Genomic DNA, 22,098 nt, shown 5'->3' with positions numbered 1-22,098 from the left:
TGTCCCGTCGAGTGCTACGGTGATGAGACAAAGGTCCCATGACATCGAGGAGCGTCTCATGCAGGTCTTCATCACCGGCGGCACCGGTCTGATCGGTTCGGCCGTCGTCCGCGAGTTGCTCGACAACGGGCACTCCGTGCTTGCGCTCGCCCGTTCCGAATCGTCCGAGGCGGCTCTCCGGGAGGTGGGTGCGACGACCGTTCGCGGCAGCCTTGCCGACCTGGATGTACTGCGTACCGGTGCAGCCAAGTCCGACGGTGTGATTCACCTTGCCTTCAGCAACGACTTCAGCAGCCCGGAGGCGCTCGCGGCGGGGGTCGCCGAGGAGAGCGTCGCGCTGCTGACCTTGGGGGACGAGCTGGTCGGCAGCGATCGTCCGCTCGTCACGGTGTCGGGTACGCCGTGGGTGCCCGGCAGGCCGTCTACGGAAGCTGACCCGCTGCCCCTCGACGGACCGGTCGGTGGTCGCGGCCGCTCCGTCATGGCGACGCTGGAACTGGCGTCGCGCGGTGTCCGAAGTGCGGCTGTCCGCATGCCGCGCACTGTCCACAATCAGGGCGACGGCGGATTCGCCGGCTTGCTCACGCAGATCGCGCGCCAGAGCGGTGTCTCCGGGTATCCCGGTGACGGTACGCAGCGTTGGCCCGCCGTACACGCGCTTGATGCAGCGGTCCTGTTCCGGCTGGTCCTCGAGAACGCGCCGGCGGGAACGGCCTGGCATGCGGTGGATGACGAGGGTGACGCCGTACGCGACATCGCAACGGTCATCGGCCGGCGCCTCGGTCTGCCGGTCGAGTCTGTCCCCGAGGCGACGTACGGTCCGCTCGGCCCGATCTTCGCAACCGACCAGCCGTCGTCCAGCGCCCACACCCGCCAGACCCTCAACTGGCACCCCCATCATCCGAGCCTGCTCGAGGACCTGGAGAACCTCCAGCCCTGAACGCCGCTTCGCCAGGGGGTGGGCCGTCCGTCCAAATATGAGACATCAGCTAATCTTGACTCATTCCAGAAAACACGGGAGACTCTGGGCGTGCCGTCGGTCGAGGAGCTTCAGGGGTTGTTGCGTGGGGCTTCGTTGCGGGTGACTCGGCCGCGGCTGGCGGTGCTGGCCGCGGTGTACGGGCATCCGCATGCGGACACCGATTCGATTATCGGTGCCGTGCGCAACGAATTGCCGCAGGCGTCGCACCAGGCGGTGTACGACTCGCTGCACACGTTGACAGCGGCGGGCCTGGTACGGCGGATCCAGCCGCTGGGATCGGTGGCGCGGTACGAATCGCGCGTGGGGGACAACCATCATCACGTTGTCTGCCGGTCGTGCGGCGCCATCGCCGACGTCGACTGTGCGGTCGGGCATGCGCCCTGCCTGACCGCGTCCGACGACCACGGGTTCGTCATCGACGAGGCCGAGGTCATCTATTGGGGCCGGTGCGCGGACTGCGCACGACGTACCTGACTTCCTTTGAAAACGTCCAGTCCTGGAAGGAATCTGATGTCCGAGAACCATGAGCCCCTGCCCGGCGAGGCCACCGCGGAGAGCCGCGGCGACGGCGAGACCGGTGGCTGCCCGGTGAACCACGGTCAGGGCGTGCACCCGACCAGCGGCAACGCCAACCGCGAGTGGTGGCCGAACCAGCTGAACCTGAAGATCCTGGCCAAGAACCCGGCCGTTGCCAACCCGCTCGGCGACGAGTTCGACTACGCCGCCGAGTTCCAGACCCTCGACCTTGCCGCCGTGAAGGCGGACATCGCCGAAGTACTGACGACCTCGCAGGACTGGTGGCCGGCCGACTTCGGGAACTACGGCCCGCTGATGATCCGGATGGCCTGGCACAGTGCCGGCACGTACCGGATCCACGACGGCCGCGGTGGCGCGGGCGCCGGGCAGCAGCGGTTCGCGCCGCTGAACAGCTGGCCGGACAACGGCAACCTGGACAAGGCCCGCCGGCTGCTGTGGCCTGTGAAGAAGAAGTACGGTCAGAAGATCTCCTGGGCCGACCTGCTGATCCTCACCGGCAACGTCGCGCTGGAGACCATGGGCTTCAAGACCTTCGGGTACGCCGGTGGTCGCGAGGACGTGTGGGAGCCGGAGACGGACGTGTACTGGGGTCCGGAGACCACCTGGCTGGACGACAAGCGGTACTCCGGTGACCGCGACCTCGAGCGCCCGCTCGGTGCGGTCCAGATGGGCCTCATCTACGTGAACCCAGAAGGCCCGAACGGCAACCCGGACCCGGTCGCGGCGGCCCGCGACATCCGCGAGACGTTCGGCCGGATGGCGATGAACGACGAGGAGACCGTCGCGCTGATCGCCGGCGGGCACACGTTCGGCAAGACCCACGGCGCCGGTCCGGCGGAGAACGTCGGCGCGGAGCCCGAGGGCGCCCCGATCGAGCAGATGGGCCTGGGCTGGAAGAGCGCCTACAACACCGGCAAGGGCAAGGACGCGATCACCAGCGGCCTCGAGGTCACCTGGACCACGAAGCCGACCCAGTGGACGAACGACTTCTTCGAGATCCTGTTCGGCTACGAGTGGGAGCTCAGCAAGAGCCCGTCCGGTGCCAACCAGTGGGTCGCGAAGGACGCCGAGGCGATCATCCCGGACGCGTACGACGGCCCGAAGAAGCTGCCGACCATGCTGACCACCGACCTGTCGCTGCGCTTCGACCCGATCTACGAGCCGATCTCGCGACGGTTCAAGGACAACCCGGACGAGTTCGCGGACGCGTTCGCGCGCGCCTGGTACAAGCTGACCCACCGCGACATGGGCCCGCGCGTCCGGTACCTCGGCCCCGAGGTTCCGAGCGAGGTGCTGATCTGGCAGGACCCGCTGCCGGCCGTCGACCACGAGCTGATCAACGACGCCGACGTGACCGCGCTGAAGGCCGCGATCTCCGCATCCGGCCTGTCGGTGTCGCAGCTGGTCTCGACCGCGTGGGCGTCGGCTTCGACGTTCCGGGGCAGTGACAAGCGTGGTGGCGCCAACGGTGCGCGCATCCGCCTGCAGCCGCAGATCGGCTGGGAGGTCAACAACCCCGACCAGCTCGCGCAGGTACTGCGGACGCTCGAGGGCATCCAGCAGTCGTTCGGGAAGCCGGTCTCGCTGGCCGACGTGATCGTTCTCGCCGGCGGCGTCGGTGTGGAGATCGCGGCGAAGAACGCCGGGTACGACGTCGTCGTACCGTTCACGCCTGGTCGGGTGGACGCGTCGGCGGAGGAGACCGACGTCGACTCGTTCGCCGCGCTCGAGCCGGTTGCGGACGGGTTCCGCAACTACTACGGCAAGGGCAACCGGCTCCCGGCCGAGTACCTGCTGCTCGACCGCGCGAACCTGCTCAAGCTGAGCGCTCCGGAGCTGACGGTCCTGGTCGGCGGCCTCCGCGTTCTCGGTGCGAACTACGACGGTTCGAAGTACGGCGTACTGACCGACAACCCCGGCACGCTCACGAACGACTTCTTCGTGAACCTGCTCGACCTCGGCACCGAGTGGCACGCCACGGACGAGAGCCAGGAGACGTTCGAGGCCACCGTCAACGGTGAGGTCAAGTGGACCGGCACCCGCGCCGACCTGGTCTTCGGCTCGAACTCCGAACTCCGCGCCCTCGCCGAGGTCTACGCCAGCGACGACGCCAAGGAGAAGTTCGTCAACGAGTTCGTCTCCGCCTGGCACAAGGTCATGGAACTCGACCGCTTCGACCTCCACCGCTAAGCAGCACGCTGCAGGACTCGCGGGAAAGAATTTGTCACCAGTTGCAACTTTCTTTCCCAACTGTCTGACCGGAAGGCCGGCTCCGTCGATGGAGCCGGCCTTCTGGCTACCGCGGCCTCAGTTGCTGCAGGAGCGCGGCGGCGTCGACGGCTGTGCCGAGCCGCCGTCTGGGTCGACCAGGACGGGTCGGAGGTCGGTTACCCGGAGGGGGATGGAGCGGCTGAAGTCGAGAGGGATATCGCCCTGCATGCCGCCGCCGGTCCAGTGGACGGTCCAGTACGCCGTCGCCGTGACGTTGTACGCGCCGGCCTTCTCGCACCGGGAAGCCTTGCTGTACTTGTAGCCGCACGTAGGGGATGAGGGCACGTCTTTTAGCGACTTGCCGACCGCCATCTCGCGGGTGAACGCGGTGCCAGCGCCTTTACAACTGACGGTGTCACCGGCACCCATCGACCACTCGATGCGGTCGACGGTCCCGGTCGCGGTGATGGAGACCCCACCGAGCGCCGCGGTCTTGGTCTGCGGTCCAGTCGTCGTCGGCCCAGGATCGGTCACCCACATCCAGATCGGCACGTTGACGATGCCGACGTGGTCCGCACTCTGCACGTACGGCGAAACTCGCAACTGCGGCGCAACAAATTTCATCGTCTCCACCACCTGCCGAGCCGCAACCCGCGGATCGATTGTCCGCGTCTCACCCGGCGGCCGGTTTACAGACTCGGGCGTGATCTGGACGACCGGCCTCCCCTCGTCGACTCCAAGAATCAACCAGCATTCGTAGAACTTTGTACCCGGCGGGTAGTCGCTGACTTCGCTCGGGGAGACCAAAGATCTGGGCCCGGCCAGCGGATGCAGATAGCATCCTGATGCTGCATCAAAGAACCCGTCCTCGGTCCGGCATGGCACCATCTGCCCTTCCCAGACGCAGGCAGACTCACCGGTCTTCTTGGCTCCGGGCGTTGCCTTGACGGAAACGGTCGGCGGATGACCGTCATCGCCCACGGAGTAGACGCATTGTCCAGCGCTCCAGCCGGTGACGCACCCGGGTGAGTCGGGTGTTGGGTCAGCGAATGCGGCGGATGATCCGAGGACCGACAGAATCGCGGCGACGCCGAGGAGCTTGGACGTCAGCATTTCGTGGGTTTCCTGCTCTGCGCGAAGTCAGCTTTCCAAGAGCCTTGGACGCGGCGCATGCGCATCTCGTCAACGGTTTGGTTCGGTGTTCCAGGGAGTCTGACACTCTTGCCTTTGGAGTCCACGGCGCCGGCCTTGGAGGAGTCGACGCACGCGCTGAGGATCAGGCTGTCGATCTGACCACTGGCATTCGGCTTGCCGATGCTCAACGGCTTGATCCAGACGACCTGCAGACTTCCGACGGAGTGCCATTTGTAACCGCGGAACTTCTCTGCCTCGACGAGCTCGGCTCTCAGCATCACACCGCTCGCGTACTTATTCAGTGCGGTCACGTTGCGGCCGCCACTCCTGTACATCGCGTCCGTCGCGGCGACGAACCCTCGGTACGCAACCGAAGCCGCGGCCACAGCCACGTCCTCAGGCGTGTTGCTGGGAGTCGGGGACGGAGTGGGGGAGGAGGTGGGATCTGAGGTGGACGGCGGCGGGGCCGTGTTCGGTTGGCCGGCTTCTGGGGAGCCTTGGCAGGCGGTCAGCGCTAGGAGGGCGCAGAGGGCTGCGGTGGTGGTTCCGAGGGCCGGTCGGCGCGGCATGGAGGGCTCCGTTCTTTGGTGCTGGCGAGTTAAGCCTCGCATACGGAGGGTGTTCACCGACCCGGATATCCACAGCTCTGCAGCTTCCTGCAAGCGTGGACGGAGGCTGTGGATAAGCGGCTTGTGTAGGCGGCGGCGTCGTAGAGTCGGGCTGTGGCTACTGAAGGTTCTGCGATTCGGTCGGTGGATGACGTACGGCGGGATGTTGTCGGGGTGCTCGCTCGGTTCCGTCACGGGCAGACCATGCCGTTCAGCTTCGGTGATGACGGGGTGCCGGAGGCGGTGCTGCTGACCTACGACCAGTTCGAGGATCTTGGGGGTGAGTCGAAGTTCGAGCGTCGTCCTGGGGTGGTTTCGGCTGAGGTCGTGGGTGCGGAGCTGGGGTCGATGGTGGCCGCGATTCGGGCCGGGGCGTTTGCGCCGGTGGTGTGGGGTGATGGCGGTGAGCCGGAGGCCGTGATCGTGTCGACCTCGCAGTACCGCCAACTGCGTGGCGACGACGAACCCCCACCCGGCACGATCGACGACCCGACCCGCCGCGTCTACGCCACCGAACCACTCCCGACCAGCCGTGCCATGACTCTCGACGAGATCGCCGCGATGATGGGGCCGTACAGCCAGCAGGTGCTCGAGGAGATTCGCCAGGAGAAGCGTGAGGAGGCGGAGGGCGCGCGGCGAGAAGACAACTCGCAATGAGCGAGGACTCGCCGAGGTACGAGATTCTTCTTGGCAAAGAGTTCGCGGTTGACCTGATGCGTCTTGCGGCGGCTGCGGAGAAGGACCCGCGAGGCCCTGCCGGATACCTCCATCGTCAGGTGCTGAAACAGATCGGCGACTTGGCCGAGGGGACGACTGACGGGCGGCACACGTTGGGGTATGAGGCTGGGAAGGGGGATTTGCGGGACTGTGTGACTGCTTATCTGCAGTCCGATCCGCAGCGGAAGGCGGACTATCGGCTGGTGTTTCGGGAGATGTCGCCTGCCGGGCCTGGCGACCTTCCCCGCCGGGAGTTGCTGGCTGGGAAGCCGCGGCAAGGGTCCGGCAACATCTACGAGCACACGTGCGCCCGGCTCAATCGAAACCTCCATGATCGTCAGCCGGGTCTCAATGTGTTCGGTGATCGCATGCCGAGCCTCAAGCAGAACCAAGCCCAGCGCCGAGCCGAACTCGATGCGAATCGCGCGGTTGCACACGCCTTCTCCGGCCAGGTGCCCTTGGCAACGTCGCGACGACTGGCGACCTCCGGCTTCGGACAAGCTCGCGCAGACTCCTCACCACGACCGGACCTCCGCCTCGACCGCTGACCACGGCAAAAGCCGCGGAGTCCAGCCGTAGGGGTCCAGGCCCTCACAATTGCACTGCGACGAAGGTGTGAGCGTGGAGCGACCCACGTGCCGGAATTGTGATGGCCTGGGCATCCGTATCAGCGCCGAGGCCGGGACTGACAGCCGCGGCCGTTTCGTCGATGGCCGGTACGACGTATCCGTCCACGGAACAGTGGACCCCAGCCCACGTGGGCCGGCTGATGGGGCCTTGCGTTAAATCTTCGGTATCCGCGTGTGAGCCAAGCGTTTGCGGTACGTTCGCGGCATGGCGAAATACCCCAGGATCCGCGAGCAGCATATCGCCGTTTTCGGAGAGAGCGGATCCGGGAAGACGGTGCTCGTTTCCTCGTTCTTCGGCCCCACGCAGGAGGGCTCGTATTCGAATGACCTGTGGGACCTCGTCGCAGACGACACCGGCCAGGGCAACCGGCTCTACCAGAACTACCTCGGCATGCGAGACCGCGGGAGGGCGCCGGCACCCACCCGATTCGCGGCCACCACTTACTACTTCTCGGTGAAGCTCAAGGGTGGAGACAACGCCGCGGCGAAGAAGAGGCCATTCGACGCCCTGCGACTCGCGTGGCACGACTACCCGGGGGAATGGTTCGAGGAGTCGCCGAGCAGCGAGGAAGAGGCCAATCGTCGCGTCGACACCTTCCGGTCACTGCTGCGTTCCGATGTCGCGCTCCTGCTGGTGGATGGCCAGAAGTTGCTGGACTATGCGGGCGAGGAGGAACGGTACCTCAAGTCGCTCCTGACGAACTTCCGCCAAGGCGTGCTGCGACTCAAGGACGACCTCCTGGACGACGAGGACCGCCTCGTCGAGTTCCCGCGCATCTGGATCATGGCCCTGTCGAAGGCGGATCTCTTCCCAGACTGGGACGTCTACTCGTTCCGCGATCTCGTGATCGAAAGGGCGGCGAGCCACCTCGACGACCTGCGCTCGACGCTCAAGGACCTCGTGGACACGCCTGACGCGCTCTCGGTGGGCGAGGACTTCATGCTGCTCTCATCGGCCAAGTTCGAACTCTCCGTGGCCGGCGCGGAGCCGGCGGAGATCGATGTGACCCAACGGGTCGGGCTCGATCTCATCCTGCCGGTGGCTTCAATGCTTCCCCTGGAGCGCCGCGTTCAATGGAACGAACGGATGGAGATCCCCCGGAAGGTACTCGACACCCTGGCGGACGGCGCTGAGACCGTGGCTGGGGTCCTTGTGGGCGGCAAGCTCCTCAGTGTCGACAAGTTGTTGGCGAAGTTGCCGAGGGTCGGCCCAGTCGTTAAGGTCGCGTTCCCTGTCCTCGTTGCGGCCGCCAAGATGGCTGGGTCGCAAGTCAGGGAGATCAATGCCCAGGCTCGGAAGGACCACGACTTCCTGACCGCGACGCTCACGCAGTTCAGGCTGGACCTGGACCAAGGCGTCAAGGACAAGCTGCTCATCAGGAGCCTCAAGTGAGCTCTGAGGGCATACCCGAGAGCCTCATCTGGGCCACTCGTGGGCGCTCCTGGGGGTTCCGCTTCCTCCTCAACGGAGGGCGGTCCGACCCACTCTTGGACTACGAACGTAGCTTCGCGGGTCTCGAGGACGAGCCGGCCACGTGGCGCCGTGCGGCCGGGAAGGTCGCGCTGCGGTTTCCCGATCCGTTAGGTCGGAAAGATGCGGCCGGTCGCGTCATCCCACACGAGTTCGTCGTTTCCGGAGACGTCGCCAAGGAGATCGAGTCGGTCGAAGACGGCCTGCAACAGATCTGGCCGCTCGTGGCAGGGGCGTATGCCAGAGTCTGGGATGCCGAGGGTCCACCCTCGGTTGGAGACCTCGGCTTCCCCACCCAAAACCTTCCCTAGCAGAGCGACTGGTCAATCAGGGTTCGTGTGCTGTTCGTCGCTGCTTGTGTTGGGGTGGCGACGGTATGTGCGCCGACGGGCCGTGCCGTGCTTTCTGGCTGCTTTCAATCTGGTTGGGGGCGTGGCAGGCTGGCTGGGTTTGGATACGGGTGGAAGGGGTCTGGCATGCGGTTTCATCATGATCGGGAGCCGGCGGGAGATCTGACCTTCAGTGACGTGTTTCTGGTGCCCAACCGGTCGGGGGTGGCGTCCCGGCTGGATGTGGATCTCAAGACGTCGGACGGGACCGGGGCGTCGATTCCGGTGGTTGCGGCAAACATGACCGCGGTGTCGGGGCGGCGGATGGCCGAGACGATCGCGCGTTGTGGTGGTCTCGCGGTGATTCCGCAGGACATCCCGGTCGATGTGGTCGCGGACGTGGTTGCCTGGATCAAGGAACGGGATCCGGTCCACGACACCGCCTTGACCCTGCCGCCGACCGGGACCGTCGGCGAGGCGCTCAACCTGCTGCCGAAGCGCAACCACGGCGCGGTGATCGTCGTCGACCAGGGGCGGCCGGTCGGTGTGGTGACGGAGGCCGACTGCTCCGGCGTCGACCGGTTCACCCAGCTGGATGCGGTCATGTCCCGCGAGCTACTGACGGTTCCCCACGGGATCGACCCCGAGAGGGCGTTCGACCAGCTGCACGATGGCCGGCACCGGCTCGCTCCGGTTGTTGACGCGGACGGCCGGATCGTGGGCATCCTCACCCGCCAGCGTGCCCTTCGCGCCACCCTGTACGAACCGGCCCTCGATGCCGGTGGCAAGCTCCGCGTGGCCGCCGCGATCGGGATCAACCGCGATGCCGAGCAGAAGGCGAAGGCGTTGCTGGACGTCGGTGTGGACGTTCTCGTCATCGACACCGCGCACGGTCACCAGGAGCGGATGCTCGAGGTCGTCGAACGGGTTCGCGCTCTCGGCCCGCAGGTGCCGATCGTGGCCGGAAACGTCGTCACCGCCGAAGGTGTCACGGACCTGGTGAACGCCGGGGCGGACATCGTGAAGGTCGGCGTCGGTCCGGGTGCGATGTGCACGACCCGGATGCAGACGGCCGTCGGGCGCCCGCAGTTCTCCGCCGTGCTGGAGTGCGCGACCAGGGCGCGCGAGCTCGGCAAGCACGTCTGGGCGGACGGCGGCGTACGGCATCCGCGTGATGTCGCGCTCGCGCTGGCCGCGGGGGCGTCGAGCGTGATGATCGGATCCTGGTTCGCCGGTACGTACGAGTCGCCCGGCGACCCGCACCGGGACAGCCAGGGCCGGATCTACAAGGAGAGCTTCGGGATGGCGTCGGCCCGAGCCGTCCGGTCCCGGACCGCCGAGGACTCGCCGTTCCAGCGGGCCCGGAAGAGCATCTTCGAGGAGGGTATCTCGACCGCCCGGATGTACCTGGACCCGGAGAACCCGAGCGTCGAGGACCTGCTGGACTCGATCGTGTCCGGCATCCGCAGCTCCTGCACGTACGTCGGCGCAGCCAACCTGACCGAGTACCACGAGCGCGCCGTCGTCGGCCTGCAGACGGCCGCCGGGTACGCCGAGGGCAAGCCGCTCGACACCAGTTGGCTGTAATCGACTACAGCGTCCTCATCCCCGGAATGAGACTCCGGGCCCGGCAAGATCATGCGCCGGGCGATGGTCACGCTGGGCGATCGGTGGCACGGTGTAGTCAACAGGGGGAGGAAGGGCACCGAACCATCCGTCGGGGGGTCGGGGTCACGCCGGGGGCGGCGGGACCGATCGACGCGGGGGCTCAACAGGTATAGGTGTCCTGCTCGTGGTCGTGGGTGGTGCCGGGGTTCGGCCGAGGCTTGGGAGGGCGACTCGGGAGCCTGGAGGTACCACCCACGACCGGCTTTTCACCACATGTTCCACTGCATCACTTGGCAAGTCGCTGGTACAGCGCGATAGTCGAGGGATCGATACAGCAGAGGTGTGTGTGGGGAGCCGACGTTGTGGAGGCAGACAAGGTCGCCCCGCTGAGGATTGACGCGGAGACCGCGATCATCCTGCGCGAGGCATACCACAAGATCGAGGCGTTGTTCCGGTCCGACCATTACAGCCTGTACGACTACGTCCGGGTGGTGGCCGGGAAGATCGCGCGCGTCGACGCCTTCTACGTCGGGTTCCTGCAAGGCAGCAGCCGGGTGCGCTACCCGTACGGGTACGACGATGGAGAGTACGTGAACCCGGACACCCACATCTTCGGGCCGAACGGGCAGACGGCCTGGCTGATCAAGAACCGGCACACCTACCGGTTCGCCTACGACAACGGTTCCACGCTGCACGCCGGCGTACCGGTGGGGGACCTGAAGCGACGGTCAGAGGACGCGGTGACGGTGCCGATCTTCCGGCCCACCAAGGACGGGCCCGATCAGCTGTTCGGGATGCTCTCGATGCAGAGCTACGAGCGCGGGTCGTACGACGACAACGCGGTGCGGGCGTTCGAGTGGCTGTGCGAGGTGGTCGAGCGGGTACTGACCCGTGAGGGGGAGGACCGGGAGTCGTTGCGCCGGCTGCCCGCGGGCGACGTCGGCCCGAACCTGCTGACGTCCGACCACGTGATGGAGTACCTGACGCACCGGGTCGCATCGATCCGGGAGATCGCGGCCGAGGCGCTGGCCGAGCCGGACGTGGGCACCGCCGTCCACAGGCACCTGGGGCGGATCGTCGACGCCGCCGAGCACATCCAGTCCGAGCTGATCGAGATGCTGATGGAGACCGACGAGGGCCCCGAGCGCCGGTTCAGCAGTCTGACGAAGGCCCAGCAGGCCGTCGCCGTCCTGCTGACCGACGGTCTCGACAACGACCAGCTGGCGGCTGAGCTCGGCGTCAGCCTCAACACCGTCAAGACCCACCTCAGCGCGATCCTCCGCAAATACGGTTTCCGCTACCGCTCCCAGGTGGCCGACGACGTCCGCAGGTACCTGGCCCGCTAGTACGAGCGGGCCACGTAGGCGACCAGGTCCGGCTCGTCGTCGTTCAGCGGCAGCGAGCCGTCCGAGCGTTGCAGGCAGCGGACGGTGATGCCCGATTCGGCCAGGCGGTCCTCGCCCTGCTCGCCCACGGCGTCGTACGGGATGCGCGCCCAGCCGGACGCGGCAGCCTCGATTGCCTCGTCGATGGTGGAGGCGGCGGTGATGCGGGCGGTCTGCCTGGCGGTTGCATCGGCCAGCAGGTAAGCCTGGTCCGCTTCGATCGCGGCGACGACGTGGGCCGTGAGTTCGGTCAGGCTGACGGCGGCCTTGGCGGAGTCGCGCAGTCGTCGTACGACGGTGGCGTTGCCGGCGGCGAGGTCGCGGGGGCCGACCTCGATGCGGATCGGGACGCCCTTGAGCTCCCAGTTCACCGCGCGTCGCCCGAACGGCTGGTCGGCGCGGTCGTCGACGGTGACGCGCAGTCCGGCCGCTGTCAGCTCGTCGGCGATACCGCGGGCCGCCGCGATCGCCTCATCCTTGACGGCGAGTACGACGACCTGCACCGGAGCGACTGCAGGCGGGACCCGGAGGCCCGCGTCGTCGCCGTGCACCATGATCAGGCCGCCGACCATCCGGGTACTGCTGCCCCAGGAGGTGGTCCACGCGAGCTCACGCCGTCCCTCGCTCGACAGGTATCCGATGCCGAACGCCTGCGCGAAGTTCTGCCCGAGTTCGTGCGACGTACCCATCTGCAGGGCCTTGCCGTCACCCGTCATCGCTTCGAGCGTCATCGTGTTCACAGCGCCTGCGAACCGTTCCCGCCGCGTCTTGCGGCCGACGACGACCGGGATCGCCAGCACGTCGACCATGACCTCGCGGTAGACGTCGTACAGGATCTTCGTCGCGAAGGCGCGGGCGTCCTCGACGGAGGCGTGCGCGGTATGCCCTTCCTGCCAAAGAAATTCGGTGGTGCGCAGGAACAGGCGCGGGCGCAGCTCCCAGCGGACGACGTTCGCCCATTGGTTCAGTAGCAGCGGGAGGTCCCGGTAGCTCTGGATCCACTTGGCCAGATATTCGCCGACAACGGTTTCCGAGGTCGGCCGGATGATGGCGGGCTCCTCGAGTTGTTTGCCGCCGGCATGCGTCACGACCGCGAGCTCCGGGCTGAAGCCCTCGACGTGCTCGGCCTCGCGCTGCAGGTAGCTCTCCGGAATCAGCAACGGAAAGTACGCGTTCTGCGCCCCGGTCGCCTTGATCCGGCGATTCATTGCCTCCTGCAACAGTTCCCAGATCCCGTAACCGTACGGTCGCACCACCATGGTCCCCCGCACCGGCCCGTTGTCAGCGAGCTCGGCCTTGGCAATCACATCCTGGAACCATCGCGGAAAGTCCGTTGCCTGCGCGGCAAGCACGGATCGGGAAGCTGTCATGCCCGCCAGTGTAGGAACGCGATCCGGTGGCGGCCACGCATTTCCTCAGCAGAACAAGCAGCTCCCGGCGCCCTGGCGGGCACCGGGAGCTGGGAGAGAGATGAGCCGACGCGAGGTCTGGGGTCGAAGTTGGTCGGCTCGCCCTGGCGGTTGTGCGGTGTGGTGGTTACAGGGAAGCCAGAGCGTCGTTCCAGGTCTTTGACGGGCGCATGACTGCGGCTGCCTTGGCCGGGTCCGGCTGGTAGTAGCCGCCGAGGTCGGCCGGGCTGCCCTGGACAGCGATCAGCTCGTCGACGATCGTCTGCTCGTTCGCGGCCAGGGTCTCGGCGAGCGGGGCGAAGGCCTTGGCCAGGTCCGCGTCGTCGGTCTGCGCGGCCAGCTCCTGTGCCCAGTACAGCGACAGGTAGAAGTGGCTGCCGCGGTTGTCGATGCCCCCGACGCGACGGGTCGGGGACTTGTCCTCGTTCAGGAACGTGGCGGTCGCCCGGTCCAGGGTGTCGGCCAGGACCTGCGCCCGCGCGTTGCCGGTCGCCTGGGCCAGGTGCTCGAAGCTCGCGGCCAGCGCGAAGAACTCGCCCAGGCTGTCCCAGCGCAGATAGTTCTCCTTGACCAGCTGCTGCACGTGCTTCGGCGCCGAGCCGCCCGCTCCGGTCTCGAACAGGCCGCCGCCGGCCATCAGCGGGACGACCGACAGCATCTTCGCGCTGGTGCCCAGCTCGAGGATCGGGAACAGGTCGGTCAGGTAGTCACGCAGCACATTGCCGGTCACCGAGATGGTGTTCTCGCCGCGGCGGATCCGCTCCAGCGACAGTTTGATCGCGTCGACGGGCGCCAGGATCCGGATGTCCAGACCCTCGGTGTCGTGGTCGAACAGGTACTTCTGGACCTTCGTGATGATCTGGGCGTCGTGGGCACGGGTCTCGTCCAGCCAGAACACCGCCGGGTCGCCGGTGGCGCGGGCCCGGTTGACGGCCAGCTTGACCCAGTCCTGGATCGGGGCGTCCTTGGTCTGGCAGGCGCGGAAGATGTCACCGGCCGAGACCGCCTGCTCGAGCACGACGTCGCCGGCCTGGTTCACCAGCCGGACGGTGCCGGTCGTCTGGATCTCGAAGGTCTTGTCGTGCGAGCCGTACTCCTCGGCCTTCTGCGCCATCAGGCCGACGTTCGGCACCGAGCCCATGGTGGCGGGGTCGAACGCGCCGTTCGCGCGGCAGTCGTCGAGTACGACCTGGTAGATACCGGAGTAGCTGTGGTCCGGCAGTACGGCGAGGGTGTCGTGCTCCTCGCCGTCCGGGCCCCACATGTGCCCCGACGTACGGACCATGGCCGGCATCGACGCGTCGACGATGACGTCGGACGGGACGTGCAGGTTGGTGATGCCCTTGTCCGAGTCGACCATCGCGAGCTTCGGGCCGGCGGCCAGCTCGGCGTCGAAGGAGGCCTTGATCTCGGCACCTTCCGGCAGGTTCGCGATCCCGTGCAGGATGCCGCCGAGGCCGTCGTTCGGGGTCAGGCCGGCCTTCGCGAGCACGTCGCCGTACTGCGCGAACGTCTCCGGGAAGAAGGCGCGGACGACGTGACCGAAGATGATCGGGTCCGACACCTTCATCATGGTGGCCTTCAGGTGCACCGAGAACAGCACGTCCTCGGCCTTCGCCCGGGCGACCTGGGCGGTCAGGAACTCGCGCAGCGCCGCCACGCGCAGGACGGACGCGTCGACGACCTCGCCCGTCAGCACCGGGACCGACTCGCGCAGCACCGTCGTGGTGCCGTCGTCACCGGCCAGCTCGATCCGCAGCGAGCCCGCGGACTCGATCACGACCGACTTCTCCGTCGCGCGGAAGTCGTCGTTGTCCATGGTCGCGACGTTGGTCTTCGACTCGGCGCTCCAGGCGCCCATCCGGTGCGGGTGGGCCTTGGCGTAGTTCTTCACCGAGGCCGGGGCGCGACGATCCGAGTTGCCCTCGCGCAGCACCGGGTTCACCGCGGAGCCCTTGACCTTGTCGTAGCGGGCCTGGATCTCCCGCTCCTCGTCGGTCTTCGGCTCGTCCGGGTACTCCGGCAGCGCGTAACCCTGGGACTGCAGCTCGGCGATCGCTGCCTTCAGCTGCGGGACCGAGGCCGAGACGTTCGGCAGCTTGATGATGTTCGCCGCGGGCGTCTTGGCCAGCTCGCCGAGCTCGGCGAGCGCGTCCGCGATCCGCTGGTCCTCCTTGAGGTACTCCGGGAAGAGCGCCAGGATCCGGCCGGCCAGTGAAATGTCCCGGGTCTCCACGCCGACACCGGCCTGGCCGGCGTACGCCTGGACGACAGGGAGGAACGAGTACGTGGCGAGCGCCGGAGCCTCGTCGGTGTGGGTGTAGATGATCGTCGAGTCAGTCACGGGCCCACCTTATCCGGCGTACGTCGTACTCCTACGTGGGCCGGATCACGCCCAGGACCTACTCGAGGTCGTCGGGATGCGCCAGGGTGATGCCGCTCGCGACGGTGACCGCGCTGGTGAATGCCAGAGTGTCGATCGGGGAGGAGGCTGCAACTGTCGCGCCGGACAGCGAGGCGAGGCCCTTGGCGCCGTCCCAGGTGCAGTCCACGAACACCGCTTTGGCCGCCTTGACCTGGGAGAACTCCACGCCGGACAGGTCGCAGCGCCGGAACAGGGCGCCCGTCAGGTCGGCGGAGACGAAGTCGGCGCTCTGCAGGCGGCAGTCGGTGAGCTCGACCTTGAAGAACTTCGCGAACCGGAACGACGCGAAGTCGAGCACGGTGTCCTGGATCGTCACGTGCTGGAGGTTCGCGCCCGGTCCGGCGAACCCGATCATCCGGGAGCCGGTGATCGCGACCCGGGTGAGGGCCGCGTCGGACCAGCGGGAGTTCGCCAGGTCGCACTGGGTGAGCTCCGTGTCGACCAGGATCAGCTTCTCCAGATCGGATCCGGCCAGCTTGCTCCGCGTGAACCGGCAACCGCTGATCTCGAGGTGCTCGGCCTCCAGATCACTCAGATCCACGTCCTCCAGCCCCAGATCGAGCAACCGCTCCTCGTCCTCGATCTCGTCGGGCAGGGTGGACTCGAGCTCGGCGCGTAGTCGTGGCGCTGCGATCGCGGCGGGTTTCCGGGGTGGCATGGCGTCAACCTAGCGGCGTCCACCGACAACAGGCGGACGCCCAGGCCATCACAATTGCGGCGTTGGAGCGGTCGCCCGCGGGGCGTCGCCGGATTCGGGCGATTGTGATGGCCTGGCGATCCGTCATTCGCTCCGCAGGTAGTGGGCGGCCGCCCCGACGAGGGCCGAGTGCTCGGTGTCGCGCGTGGCGGAGGCGGGGAAGTCGAGGACCGATTCGACCAGGTCGAAGGCTCCTGAGATCGAGCCGCCGAGAACGGTTCTTGTTACGCCGAAGCGGTCCAGCCAGGGCTTCAGGGCGGCGGCCAGGTCGGTGAAGCAGGCTGTCAGGACCTCCTGCGCGGCGGTGTCGCCGGTGCGGGCCTGGTCGGCGATCTCCTTGACGCCGGGGGCTTCGGTTCCGGTGCTCTCGGCGTACCTGCGGAGGATCGCGCGCGCGGAGATCGAGTCCTCCAGGGGCTTCCCGGCGTACGTCGTCTTGTAGAGCTCACCGCCCGGCGGGACGCAGTCGCCCTCGCGGACCACGCGGCCGTCGGCGAGGAACGCCGTACCGATGCCGGTGCCGATCGTGACGCCGACGCAGCGTTCGACGCCGCGGACCTCGCCCGCGGTCCACTCGCCGACCGCGAACGCCTCCGCGTCGTTCATGAACAGCAACCGCTCGATCCCGAGTTCGCCGCTCAGCGCGGCGCCGAGGTTGAACCCGTACAGCTGGTCGAACTTGCCCTGCCCGCGGTACCACGCGACCCCGGTGGCGAAGTCGAACGGACCGGGCAGCGCAACCGCCAGACCGTTTGCCAGCGGCAACTTCCGGGCCGTCTCCGCGAGCTGCTCGACCACCACCTCGGCCGCCTGCTGCGACTCGAGCTTCGCCCGGTCCACCTCGGTCACGTCCCACGTGCCGGGCGCCACCACGGCCGCCGTGACGTGGCTTCCCCCGATCTCCAGCACAGCTACGTCCATCCGCACATCATCGCAGGACGTCAGTACCGCTCCTTGAACACCGCCTGTCCGGAGTCGTTGTACATCGTGATGTAGATCGGGTCGGTGTTCCCCTTCCTGATGTCGTCCGTGTAGACGCGGTGCACCCAGTACCCGTCCTTGACGGTGGCGTCGCCTTGCTGCCCGAGGCCGGTGAACGCGATCCGGGTGACTCCCTCCGGCACCCGGCCCGCGTAGCTGTACCGCACACCCGTGCAACTGGTCTGCCGGTAATCCCTCTCCACCGGCTCGTTGCCGCACCCCATGCTCCAGTAGCGCTGGATCTGGTACTCGCGGGTGACGATGCCGACGTTCAGCAGCGTCGCGCCGAACCCGCCCAGCGGTTGCTTCTGGATCGGCACCCCCGCCACGCAGTACGCGTACTGCGATCCGTCGGGCGACCGGCGGACCGTCATCGCGCCGTCGGCATCGCTCACCTCGACGACCTTGTCGGTCCAGTTGGCGACCACCTGCCGTCGCCAGGCGTCGTCGTTCGCGGTCCGGAAGAAGTCGTCGGACCTCGCGCACAGGTCGGTGATCGCAGCCGGCTGGGAGACGGTCGCCGGCTGCGGCTTCGTCCGGGGGTCTCCGATCCGGCCCACCAGCAGTACGGCGACCACAGCAGTCGCGGTGCCGACGACCGTGGCTGCGCCCAGCATCGCGCGACGGCGCCGGGTCCGGTGCCGACCGGCCGCGACCAGTTCGGTCACGTCGGGTGCGAACGACGTACCGCGGTCGGTGGCCTGGTCCATCAAGGTCTTCAGTTCGCCCGTCATTTCATCCCCACCAGGTCGGAGAGTTCGGCCAGGGACGGATGGGCGCGCAGCTTCTCCAGGGCGCGCAACGTCTGGCTCTTCACGGTTCCGGGTCGGCAGTCGAGGGCGATCGCGGTCTCGTCGACGGAGAGTTCGTCGAAATACCGCAGTACGACGCACGCTCGCTGCCGGGGCGGTAGCTCGGCGAGGGCCTTGGTGATCACCATCCGGTTCTCGACGACGCCCAACGCGTCGGCGTCGGCCTCGTTGGCGAAGTACTCGTCGCCGCCGACGACCTCCTGGCTGGACTTGCGGCGCAGCGCGTCGAGGGTGGTGGAGACCACGACCTTCCGCGCGTACGCACCGACCGCGCCCTTGCGCTGGATCCGGCCCCAGACCCGGTACAGCCGGATCAGGGCCTCCTGGGTCGCGTCCTCCGCCCGCCGCCAATCGCCGCACAGAAGGTAAGCGGTCCGGCACAGAGAGTTGGCATGATGCGTCACGAACTCGACGTAGTCCTGCTCCGTCTCCGCTCTCACGCGCGGCGCTCCCCAGTCATGCCGAGTCAAACGTGGTGGGCCGCATGAATGGTTGCACGACTACGGCACACTTTTTCCGTGCCTCAAGTCATGCTCGACGGTGTCCGGGTCAGCTACCACATGTACGGCAGTGGGCCGGTGTGTATCGCGCATCCGGGTGGACCGGGGGTGCACTGGCCGTACCTGCGGATGCCGGACCTCGAGCAGCACCTGACGATGGTGTACGTCGAACCGGTCGGTACCGGGAACTCGGACCTGCTCCCGGACGGCGACTACTCGATGGAGAGATACGCGTCCTTCGTCGAGCAGCTTGCTCGACATCTCGGCGCCGAGCCGGTCTTCCTGCTCGGTCACTCGCACGGCGGCTTCGTCGCGTTGCAGACCGCGCTCGACCACCCCGAGCGGCTGCGCGGCGTGATCGCCTATGACTCGATGGCCTACAACGGCCCGGAGCTCGGGGCGCAGGCGTTCAAGAATCTCGAGGCGTACGTCGCGGCGCGGCCGGCCGGCGATCCGATCGCGGCGCAGGTGCTCGCGGCGTGGCAGGAGCAGCCGGTCGGTCGCGAGGCCGAGCTCGACGCGCTCGAGCGGCTGCTGCCCGTGTACTTCAACGACTTCGAGGCGATCGACCCGCGGATCGGGGAGTGGAAGCAGACGGTCGACCTCACCGTCGACCCGAACCGGCAGGACACGCTCTGGGACATCCGCGGACGGCTCGGTGAGATCACCGTACCGACGCTGGTGCTCGTCGGGACCGCGGACTTCATCTGCCCGGAGAACTCGGCCCGTGAGCTGGCCGACGGGATCCCCGGCGCCGAGCTCGTGGTGCTGAAGGAGAGCGGTCACTTCGGTCACGTCGAGGAGCCGGACGCGTTCCGCGACGCCGTACTGCGGTTCACGTCGCAGCACTGAGGGAACCAGGCGGCGCCCCGGTCCGTAGAGTGACTGGAGCGAGGGGATACACATGCCGACCGAGAGCAGGACGACGTCCGCGGTCGCGGCGCTGAGCGTCGCGGTGGCGGTGGTCGGTCATGCGCTCGTCGGGGGCGGCGGCGTGCCGCTGGGCGTCGTACCTCCGCTGGTGGCGTTGGCCGCCGTCTGCTGGCTGCTCGGCGAGTACCTGGCGGGGGAGCTGCTGCTGACGGGGCTCGTCTTGGCCGGGGCGCAGTTGTTCGTGCATGTCGCGTTGGACTCGGTCACCATGCATCACGGGATGTCGATCGCGAGCAGCCTGATGATGACGGGGACCCACCTGGGTGCGTTGCTGGCGGGCGTCCTCCTGATCGGCCAGGCGCACCGGTGGGTCCATCGGGTACGGCGGGTGTTCGCGCGGCTGCTGCCCGAACTGCCGATGTCGCGTCCGGTACGCCGGGTCGACGCGGAACACGTTTTCTTCGCGGCGTGGACGCCGAGCGGATCCCGGCTCGGCACGAGCGTCTCCGGCCGCGGGCCTCCCGGCGTACGAGTAACTGCTTTCTGAGCCGGCCGATCGCGCCGGACTACTCGTATGCCTTGAAAGGTTCACTCATGCCCAAGAGATTCGCCCTGCGCGCCGGCGCGATCGTCGCGGCCTCCGCGCTCGTCGTGATCGGCGCCGCGAGCTCGGCGTCGGCGCACGTCACGGTGTCGTCGCCGGACGCCAAGCCCGGCGGGTACGCCAAGCTGGTGTTCCGCGTGCCGACCGAGTCGGACAACACCAGCACCACGAAGCTCCTCGTCTCGTTGCCCAAGGACCATCCGTTCGCGCACGTGGGTGCGCAGGTGAAGGACGGATGGAAGGTGGAGAAGAAAGAAGAGAAGCTGCCGGCCGCGGTGAAGGTCGGTGACGTCACGCTGACCAAGGCGATCACGACGGTCACCTGGACCGCGACCGCGGCCGGGATCCCGCCGAACGACTTCGACGAGTTCTCGCTGTCGGTCGGGAAGCTGCCCGAGGGCGTGGACGCCTTGAGCTTTCCGGCGGATCAGACCTACAGCGACGGCGAGGTGGTGAAGTGGGCCGATGTCGCCAAGGACGGTGCCGAGGCCGAACATCCGGCGCCCACGTTGAAGCTGGCGGCGGCGATCACGCCGGTTGCGGCGACGACCTCTGTGGATTCTTCTGACACGTTGGCGCGCTGGCTCGGCGGCGGTGGTTTGCTGGTCGGGCTGCTCGGTCTGGCCTTCGGGCTGCGGCCTCGTCGTGCCGCAGCTGTTGTGGAGAAGCAGTAGCCGTGCGCCGATTGATCGCAGTACTGGTCGCGTCGCTGTACACGCTGGTGGCTTCCGCCGGCGTGGCAGTGGCGCACGCCAAGCTCGAGTCGATGACGCCGACCGACGGTTCGTCGATGGCCGCGCCGCCGACGAAGGTCATCCTGACCTTCAACGAGCCGGTCGGGTCCAACGGGACGCAGGTGCAGGTGAAATCGCCTAGCGGCACGAACGTCGCGAATGGTGCCGTCCAGGTGGTCGACAACACGGTCACCCAGCCGGTCGGCGCGATGATCGAGGCCGGCAGGTACACGGTCGAGGCCCGCGTGGTCTCGTCCGACGGTCACCCGATCACGGTCAGCGGCGCCTTCACCGTTACGCACGCCGGCCATCCGGCCACCCAACCGGCCGATGCTCCGGCGCAGCCCGAGGGCAACTCCAACACGGTGACGATCGTCGCGATGTGCTTGGTGATGCTCGTGGTCGTGGCGTTGGCCGTGGTGATCGTCCGCCGCCGGCCGGCCTCGTGAAACGTGCTTTCGTCCCGGCCGGGATAGTTGCTACCGGCATCGTTGTGATGGTGGCGGCGTTGTTCGCCGCCGGTGGTGCGCCGAAGCGGGCGCCGGACGGCCTGCTCGGCGCCGGACTGGCTGTTTCCTGGGCGGTCCCGGTACTGCGGATTCTCGCGGATGCGGCCGCGGTAGCAACCGGGGGAGCTGTGCTGGCCGTCGTACTGTTCCTGCCCGCGAAGGACGGAAAGCTCGGAAAGAAGGCGATCCGCGCCTGTCAGGATGCCGCAGCGGCCGCCGGGATCTGGGCGGTGGCGAGCATCGGCGGACTGATTGCGACGGCGACCGTGATTCTCGGGATCCCGCTGTCCCATCTGGCTGAGCACGCCAACGCGGCCGGCCAACTGAGTCAGGTCCGCGCGCTGGCAGTCGCCGTCGTGCTGACCGCCGTACTCGCCCTGATCTTGAGCGGCGCCAAGACGTTGCGCACGGCCCGACTGGCCGCCGTACTCACGATCGCTGCGCTTATCGGACCGCTCCTCACCGGCCACGGCGCGATCGATCGCACCAGCCTGTGGTCCGTCCTCGCCACCGCATCGCTCGTCGTCCACGTCGTCGCCGCGACCGCGTGGATCGGCGGCCTGGGTGCGGTACTGCGCTACACCCGCTCTCGCGAGGCCGTCGAGCTGTTCAGCACGCTCGCCTTCGTCTGCGCGGTGACGATGGGCATCACCGGACTCCTCACCGCCGAGATCCACCTGGGCGGTCGCGAGGACGGCTGGGGGCTGATCACGCAATGGGCGACATCCGGGTATGGCGTTCTGGTGCTCGGGAAGACGCTCGCGTTCGCGCTCCTGGTGTTCATCGGCCGGCTGCATCGGCAGAGCACGATCCCGCGGGTGGCGACCGGCGACGCGGGGGCGTTCCGGCAGCTAGCAGTGCTAGAACTCGCGGTGATGGCCGGCACGATCGGCCTCGCCGTCGCCCTGTCGCGCACCCCTTGACGTGAGTCGGTGACATGTCA

The 22,098-nt window shown here is 67.6% G+C and carries 21 protein-coding genes; 13 read left to right on the top strand and 8 right to left on the bottom strand.

Annotated elements, in window-relative coordinates; all coding sequences use genetic code 11:
• Nucleotides 1–58: 58 nt before the first annotated feature.
• The 3 genes from EV137_RS27690 to katG all read left to right on the top strand — a co-directional run bounded on the left by EV137_RS27690 (nt 59) and on the right by katG (nt 3,709).
• The gene (locus EV137_RS27690) at nt 59–940 is read left to right on the top strand and encodes an SDR family oxidoreductase (protein WP_134131361.1); all 882 of its coding nucleotides are present in this window, start codon (nt 59–61) and stop codon (nt 938–940) included.
• Nucleotides 941–1,030: 90 nt separating this feature from the next.
• Nucleotides 1,031–1,456, top strand: a complete 426-nt coding sequence (locus EV137_RS27685; protein ID WP_134131360.1) for a Fur family transcriptional regulator — start codon at nt 1,031–1,033, stop codon at nt 1,454–1,456.
• 36 nt (nt 1,457–1,492) lie between these two features.
• On the top strand, nt 1,493–3,709 hold the full coding sequence (gene katG, locus EV137_RS27680) for a catalase/peroxidase HPI (RefSeq protein WP_134131359.1): 2,217 nt from the start codon (nt 1,493–1,495) through the stop codon (nt 3,707–3,709).
• Between the two features lie 117 nt (nt 3,710–3,826).
• Here the strand turns inward: katG and EV137_RS40770 are convergent, their stop codons facing one another.
• Complete coding sequence (locus EV137_RS40770; RefSeq protein WP_166680032.1) at nt 3,827–4,354, bottom strand: hypothetical protein; 528 nt, start codon at nt 4,352–4,354, stop codon at nt 3,827–3,829.
• Nucleotides 4,355–4,836: 482 nt separating this feature from the next.
• Entirely contained in the window at nt 4,837–5,250 is a 414-nt protein-coding gene (locus EV137_RS27670) for a hypothetical protein (RefSeq protein ID WP_134131357.1), read from the bottom strand.
• A 336-nt stretch (nt 5,251–5,586) separates the two neighbouring features.
• Between EV137_RS27670 and EV137_RS27665 the strand changes: the two genes are divergently transcribed.
• From EV137_RS27665 to EV137_RS27640, 5 genes are all read left to right on the top strand, one after another.
• The gene (locus tag EV137_RS27665; protein WP_134131356.1) at nt 5,587–6,129 is read left to right on the top strand and encodes a hypothetical protein; all 543 of its coding nucleotides are present in this window, start codon (nt 5,587–5,589) and stop codon (nt 6,127–6,129) included.
• Nucleotides 6,126–6,737 carry a hypothetical protein gene (locus tag EV137_RS27660; RefSeq protein ID WP_134131355.1) on the top strand — a complete coding sequence of 204 codons (612 nt, stop codon included), beginning with the start codon at nt 6,126–6,128 and terminating at the stop codon, nt 6,735–6,737. The genes EV137_RS27665 and EV137_RS27660 overlap by 4 nt, the downstream gene beginning before the upstream one ends.
• A gap of 286 nt (nt 6,738–7,023) precedes the next feature.
• Nucleotides 7,024–8,211, top strand: coding sequence for a TRAFAC clade GTPase domain-containing protein (locus EV137_RS27655; protein WP_134131354.1), 1,188 nt, complete (start codon nt 7,024–7,026; stop codon nt 8,209–8,211).
• A gap of 554 nt (nt 8,212–8,765) precedes the next feature.
• Entirely contained in the window at nt 8,766–10,205 is a 1,440-nt protein-coding gene (locus EV137_RS27645) for a GuaB1 family IMP dehydrogenase-related protein (RefSeq protein ID WP_134006337.1), read from the top strand.
• Nucleotides 10,206–10,588: 383 nt separating this feature from the next.
• Nucleotides 10,589–11,572, top strand: a complete 984-nt coding sequence (locus tag EV137_RS27640; protein WP_134006338.1) for a helix-turn-helix transcriptional regulator — start codon at nt 10,589–10,591, stop codon at nt 11,570–11,572.
• Here the strand turns inward: EV137_RS27640 and proS are convergent.
• From proS to EV137_RS27610, 6 genes are all read right to left on the bottom strand, one after another.
• The gene (gene proS / locus EV137_RS27635) at nt 11,569–12,981 is read right to left on the bottom strand and encodes a proline--tRNA ligase (RefSeq protein ID WP_134131353.1); all 1,413 of its coding nucleotides are present in this window, start codon (nt 12,979–12,981) and stop codon (nt 11,569–11,571) included. The genes EV137_RS27640 and proS overlap by 4 nt on opposite strands.
• A 166-nt stretch (nt 12,982–13,147) precedes the next feature.
• Nucleotides 13,148–15,364 (bottom strand): NADP-dependent isocitrate dehydrogenase, encoded by a 2,217-nt coding sequence (locus tag EV137_RS27630; RefSeq protein WP_134006340.1) that lies wholly within the window; start codon nt 15,362–15,364, stop codon nt 13,148–13,150.
• A 58-nt stretch (nt 15,365–15,422) separates the two neighbouring features.
• Nucleotides 15,423–16,103, bottom strand: a complete 681-nt coding sequence (locus EV137_RS27625; RefSeq protein WP_134131352.1) for a pentapeptide repeat-containing protein — start codon at nt 16,101–16,103, stop codon at nt 15,423–15,425.
• A gap of 123 nt (nt 16,104–16,226) precedes the next feature.
• Nucleotides 16,227–17,063: an ROK family protein gene (locus tag EV137_RS27620; protein ID WP_134131351.1), complete on the bottom strand. Its 837-nt coding sequence runs from the start codon at nt 17,061–17,063 to the stop codon at nt 16,227–16,229.
• 20 nt (nt 17,064–17,083) lie between these two features.
• Nucleotides 17,084–17,857 (bottom strand): hypothetical protein, encoded by a 774-nt coding sequence (locus EV137_RS27615; protein ID WP_134131350.1) that lies wholly within the window; start codon nt 17,855–17,857, stop codon nt 17,084–17,086.
• Entirely contained in the window at nt 17,854–18,375 is a 522-nt protein-coding gene (locus EV137_RS27610) for a SigE family RNA polymerase sigma factor (RefSeq protein WP_134131349.1), read from the bottom strand. Before EV137_RS27610 ends, EV137_RS27615 begins: the two co-directional genes overlap by 4 nt.
• A gap of 78 nt (nt 18,376–18,453) precedes the next feature.
• On the opposite strand from EV137_RS27610, the gene EV137_RS27605 reads away from it, so the two are divergent.
• From EV137_RS27605 to EV137_RS27585, 5 genes are read left to right on the top strand one after another with little or no spacing between them, the layout of a single operon-like run.
• The gene (locus tag EV137_RS27605) at nt 18,454–19,287 is read left to right on the top strand and encodes an alpha/beta fold hydrolase (protein ID WP_202871176.1); all 834 of its coding nucleotides are present in this window, start codon (nt 18,454–18,456) and stop codon (nt 19,285–19,287) included.
• Nucleotides 19,288–19,339: 52 nt separating this feature from the next.
• Nucleotides 19,340–19,855: a hypothetical protein gene (locus EV137_RS27600; protein WP_134131348.1), complete on the top strand. Its 516-nt coding sequence runs from the start codon at nt 19,340–19,342 to the stop codon at nt 19,853–19,855.
• A gap of 47 nt (nt 19,856–19,902) precedes the next feature.
• Nucleotides 19,903–20,586 (top strand): YcnI family copper-binding membrane protein, encoded by a 684-nt coding sequence (locus EV137_RS27595; protein WP_134131347.1) that lies wholly within the window; start codon nt 19,903–19,905, stop codon nt 20,584–20,586.
• Nucleotides 20,587–20,588: 2 nt separating this feature from the next.
• On the top strand, nt 20,589–21,095 hold the full coding sequence (locus EV137_RS27590; protein WP_134006349.1) for a copper resistance CopC family protein: 507 nt from the start codon (nt 20,589–20,591) through the stop codon (nt 21,093–21,095).
• Nucleotides 21,092–22,078, top strand: coding sequence for a CopD family protein (locus EV137_RS27585; RefSeq protein WP_238175591.1), 987 nt, complete (start codon nt 21,092–21,094; stop codon nt 22,076–22,078). The genes EV137_RS27590 and EV137_RS27585 overlap by 4 nt, the downstream gene beginning before the upstream one ends.
• Nucleotides 22,079–22,098: the final 20 nt, after the last annotated feature.

The sequence above is a fragment of the Kribbella pratensis genome (genome assembly GCF_004366075.1).
Lineage (GTDB): Bacteria > Actinomycetota > Actinomycetes > Propionibacteriales > Kribbellaceae > Kribbella > Kribbella pratensis.
Note: the sequence above shows the minus strand (reverse complement) of the source record. Positions and strands in the feature narration are given on the sequence as shown.

Coding starts and splice junctions, on each gene's coding strand:
- EV137_RS27660 (WP_134131355.1), top strand. CDS start 6,126: ATGAGCGAGGACTCGCCGAGGTACGAGATTCTTCTTGGCAAAGAGTTC.
- EV137_RS27655 (WP_134131354.1), top strand. CDS start 7,024: ATGGCGAAATACCCCAGGATCCGCGAGCAGCATATCGCCGTTTTCGGA.
- EV137_RS27595 (WP_134131347.1), top strand. CDS start 19,903: ATGCCCAAGAGATTCGCCCTGCGCGCCGGCGCGATCGTCGCGGCCTCC.
- EV137_RS27615 (WP_134131350.1), bottom strand. CDS start 17,857: ATGACGGGCGAACTGAAGACCTTGATGGACCAGGCCACCGACCGCGGT.
- proS (WP_134131353.1), bottom strand. CDS start 12,981: ATGACAGCTTCCCGATCCGTGCTTGCCGCGCAGGCAACGGACTTTCCG.
- EV137_RS27620 (WP_134131351.1), bottom strand. CDS start 17,063: ATGGACGTAGCTGTGCTGGAGATCGGGGGAAGCCACGTCACGGCGGCC.
- EV137_RS27645 (WP_134006337.1), top strand. CDS start 8,766: ATGCGGTTTCATCATGATCGGGAGCCGGCGGGAGATCTGACCTTCAGT.
- EV137_RS27690 (WP_134131361.1), top strand. CDS start 59: ATGCAGGTCTTCATCACCGGCGGCACCGGTCTGATCGGTTCGGCCGTC.
- EV137_RS40770 (WP_166680032.1), bottom strand. CDS start 4,354: ATGAAATTTGTTGCGCCGCAGTTGCGAGTTTCGCCGTACGTGCAGAGT.
- EV137_RS27600 (WP_134131348.1), top strand. CDS start 19,340: ATGCCGACCGAGAGCAGGACGACGTCCGCGGTCGCGGCGCTGAGCGTC.
- EV137_RS27625 (WP_134131352.1), bottom strand. CDS start 16,103: ATGCCACCCCGGAAACCCGCCGCGATCGCAGCGCCACGACTACGCGCC.
- katG (WP_134131359.1), top strand. CDS start 1,493: ATGTCCGAGAACCATGAGCCCCTGCCCGGCGAGGCCACCGCGGAGAGC.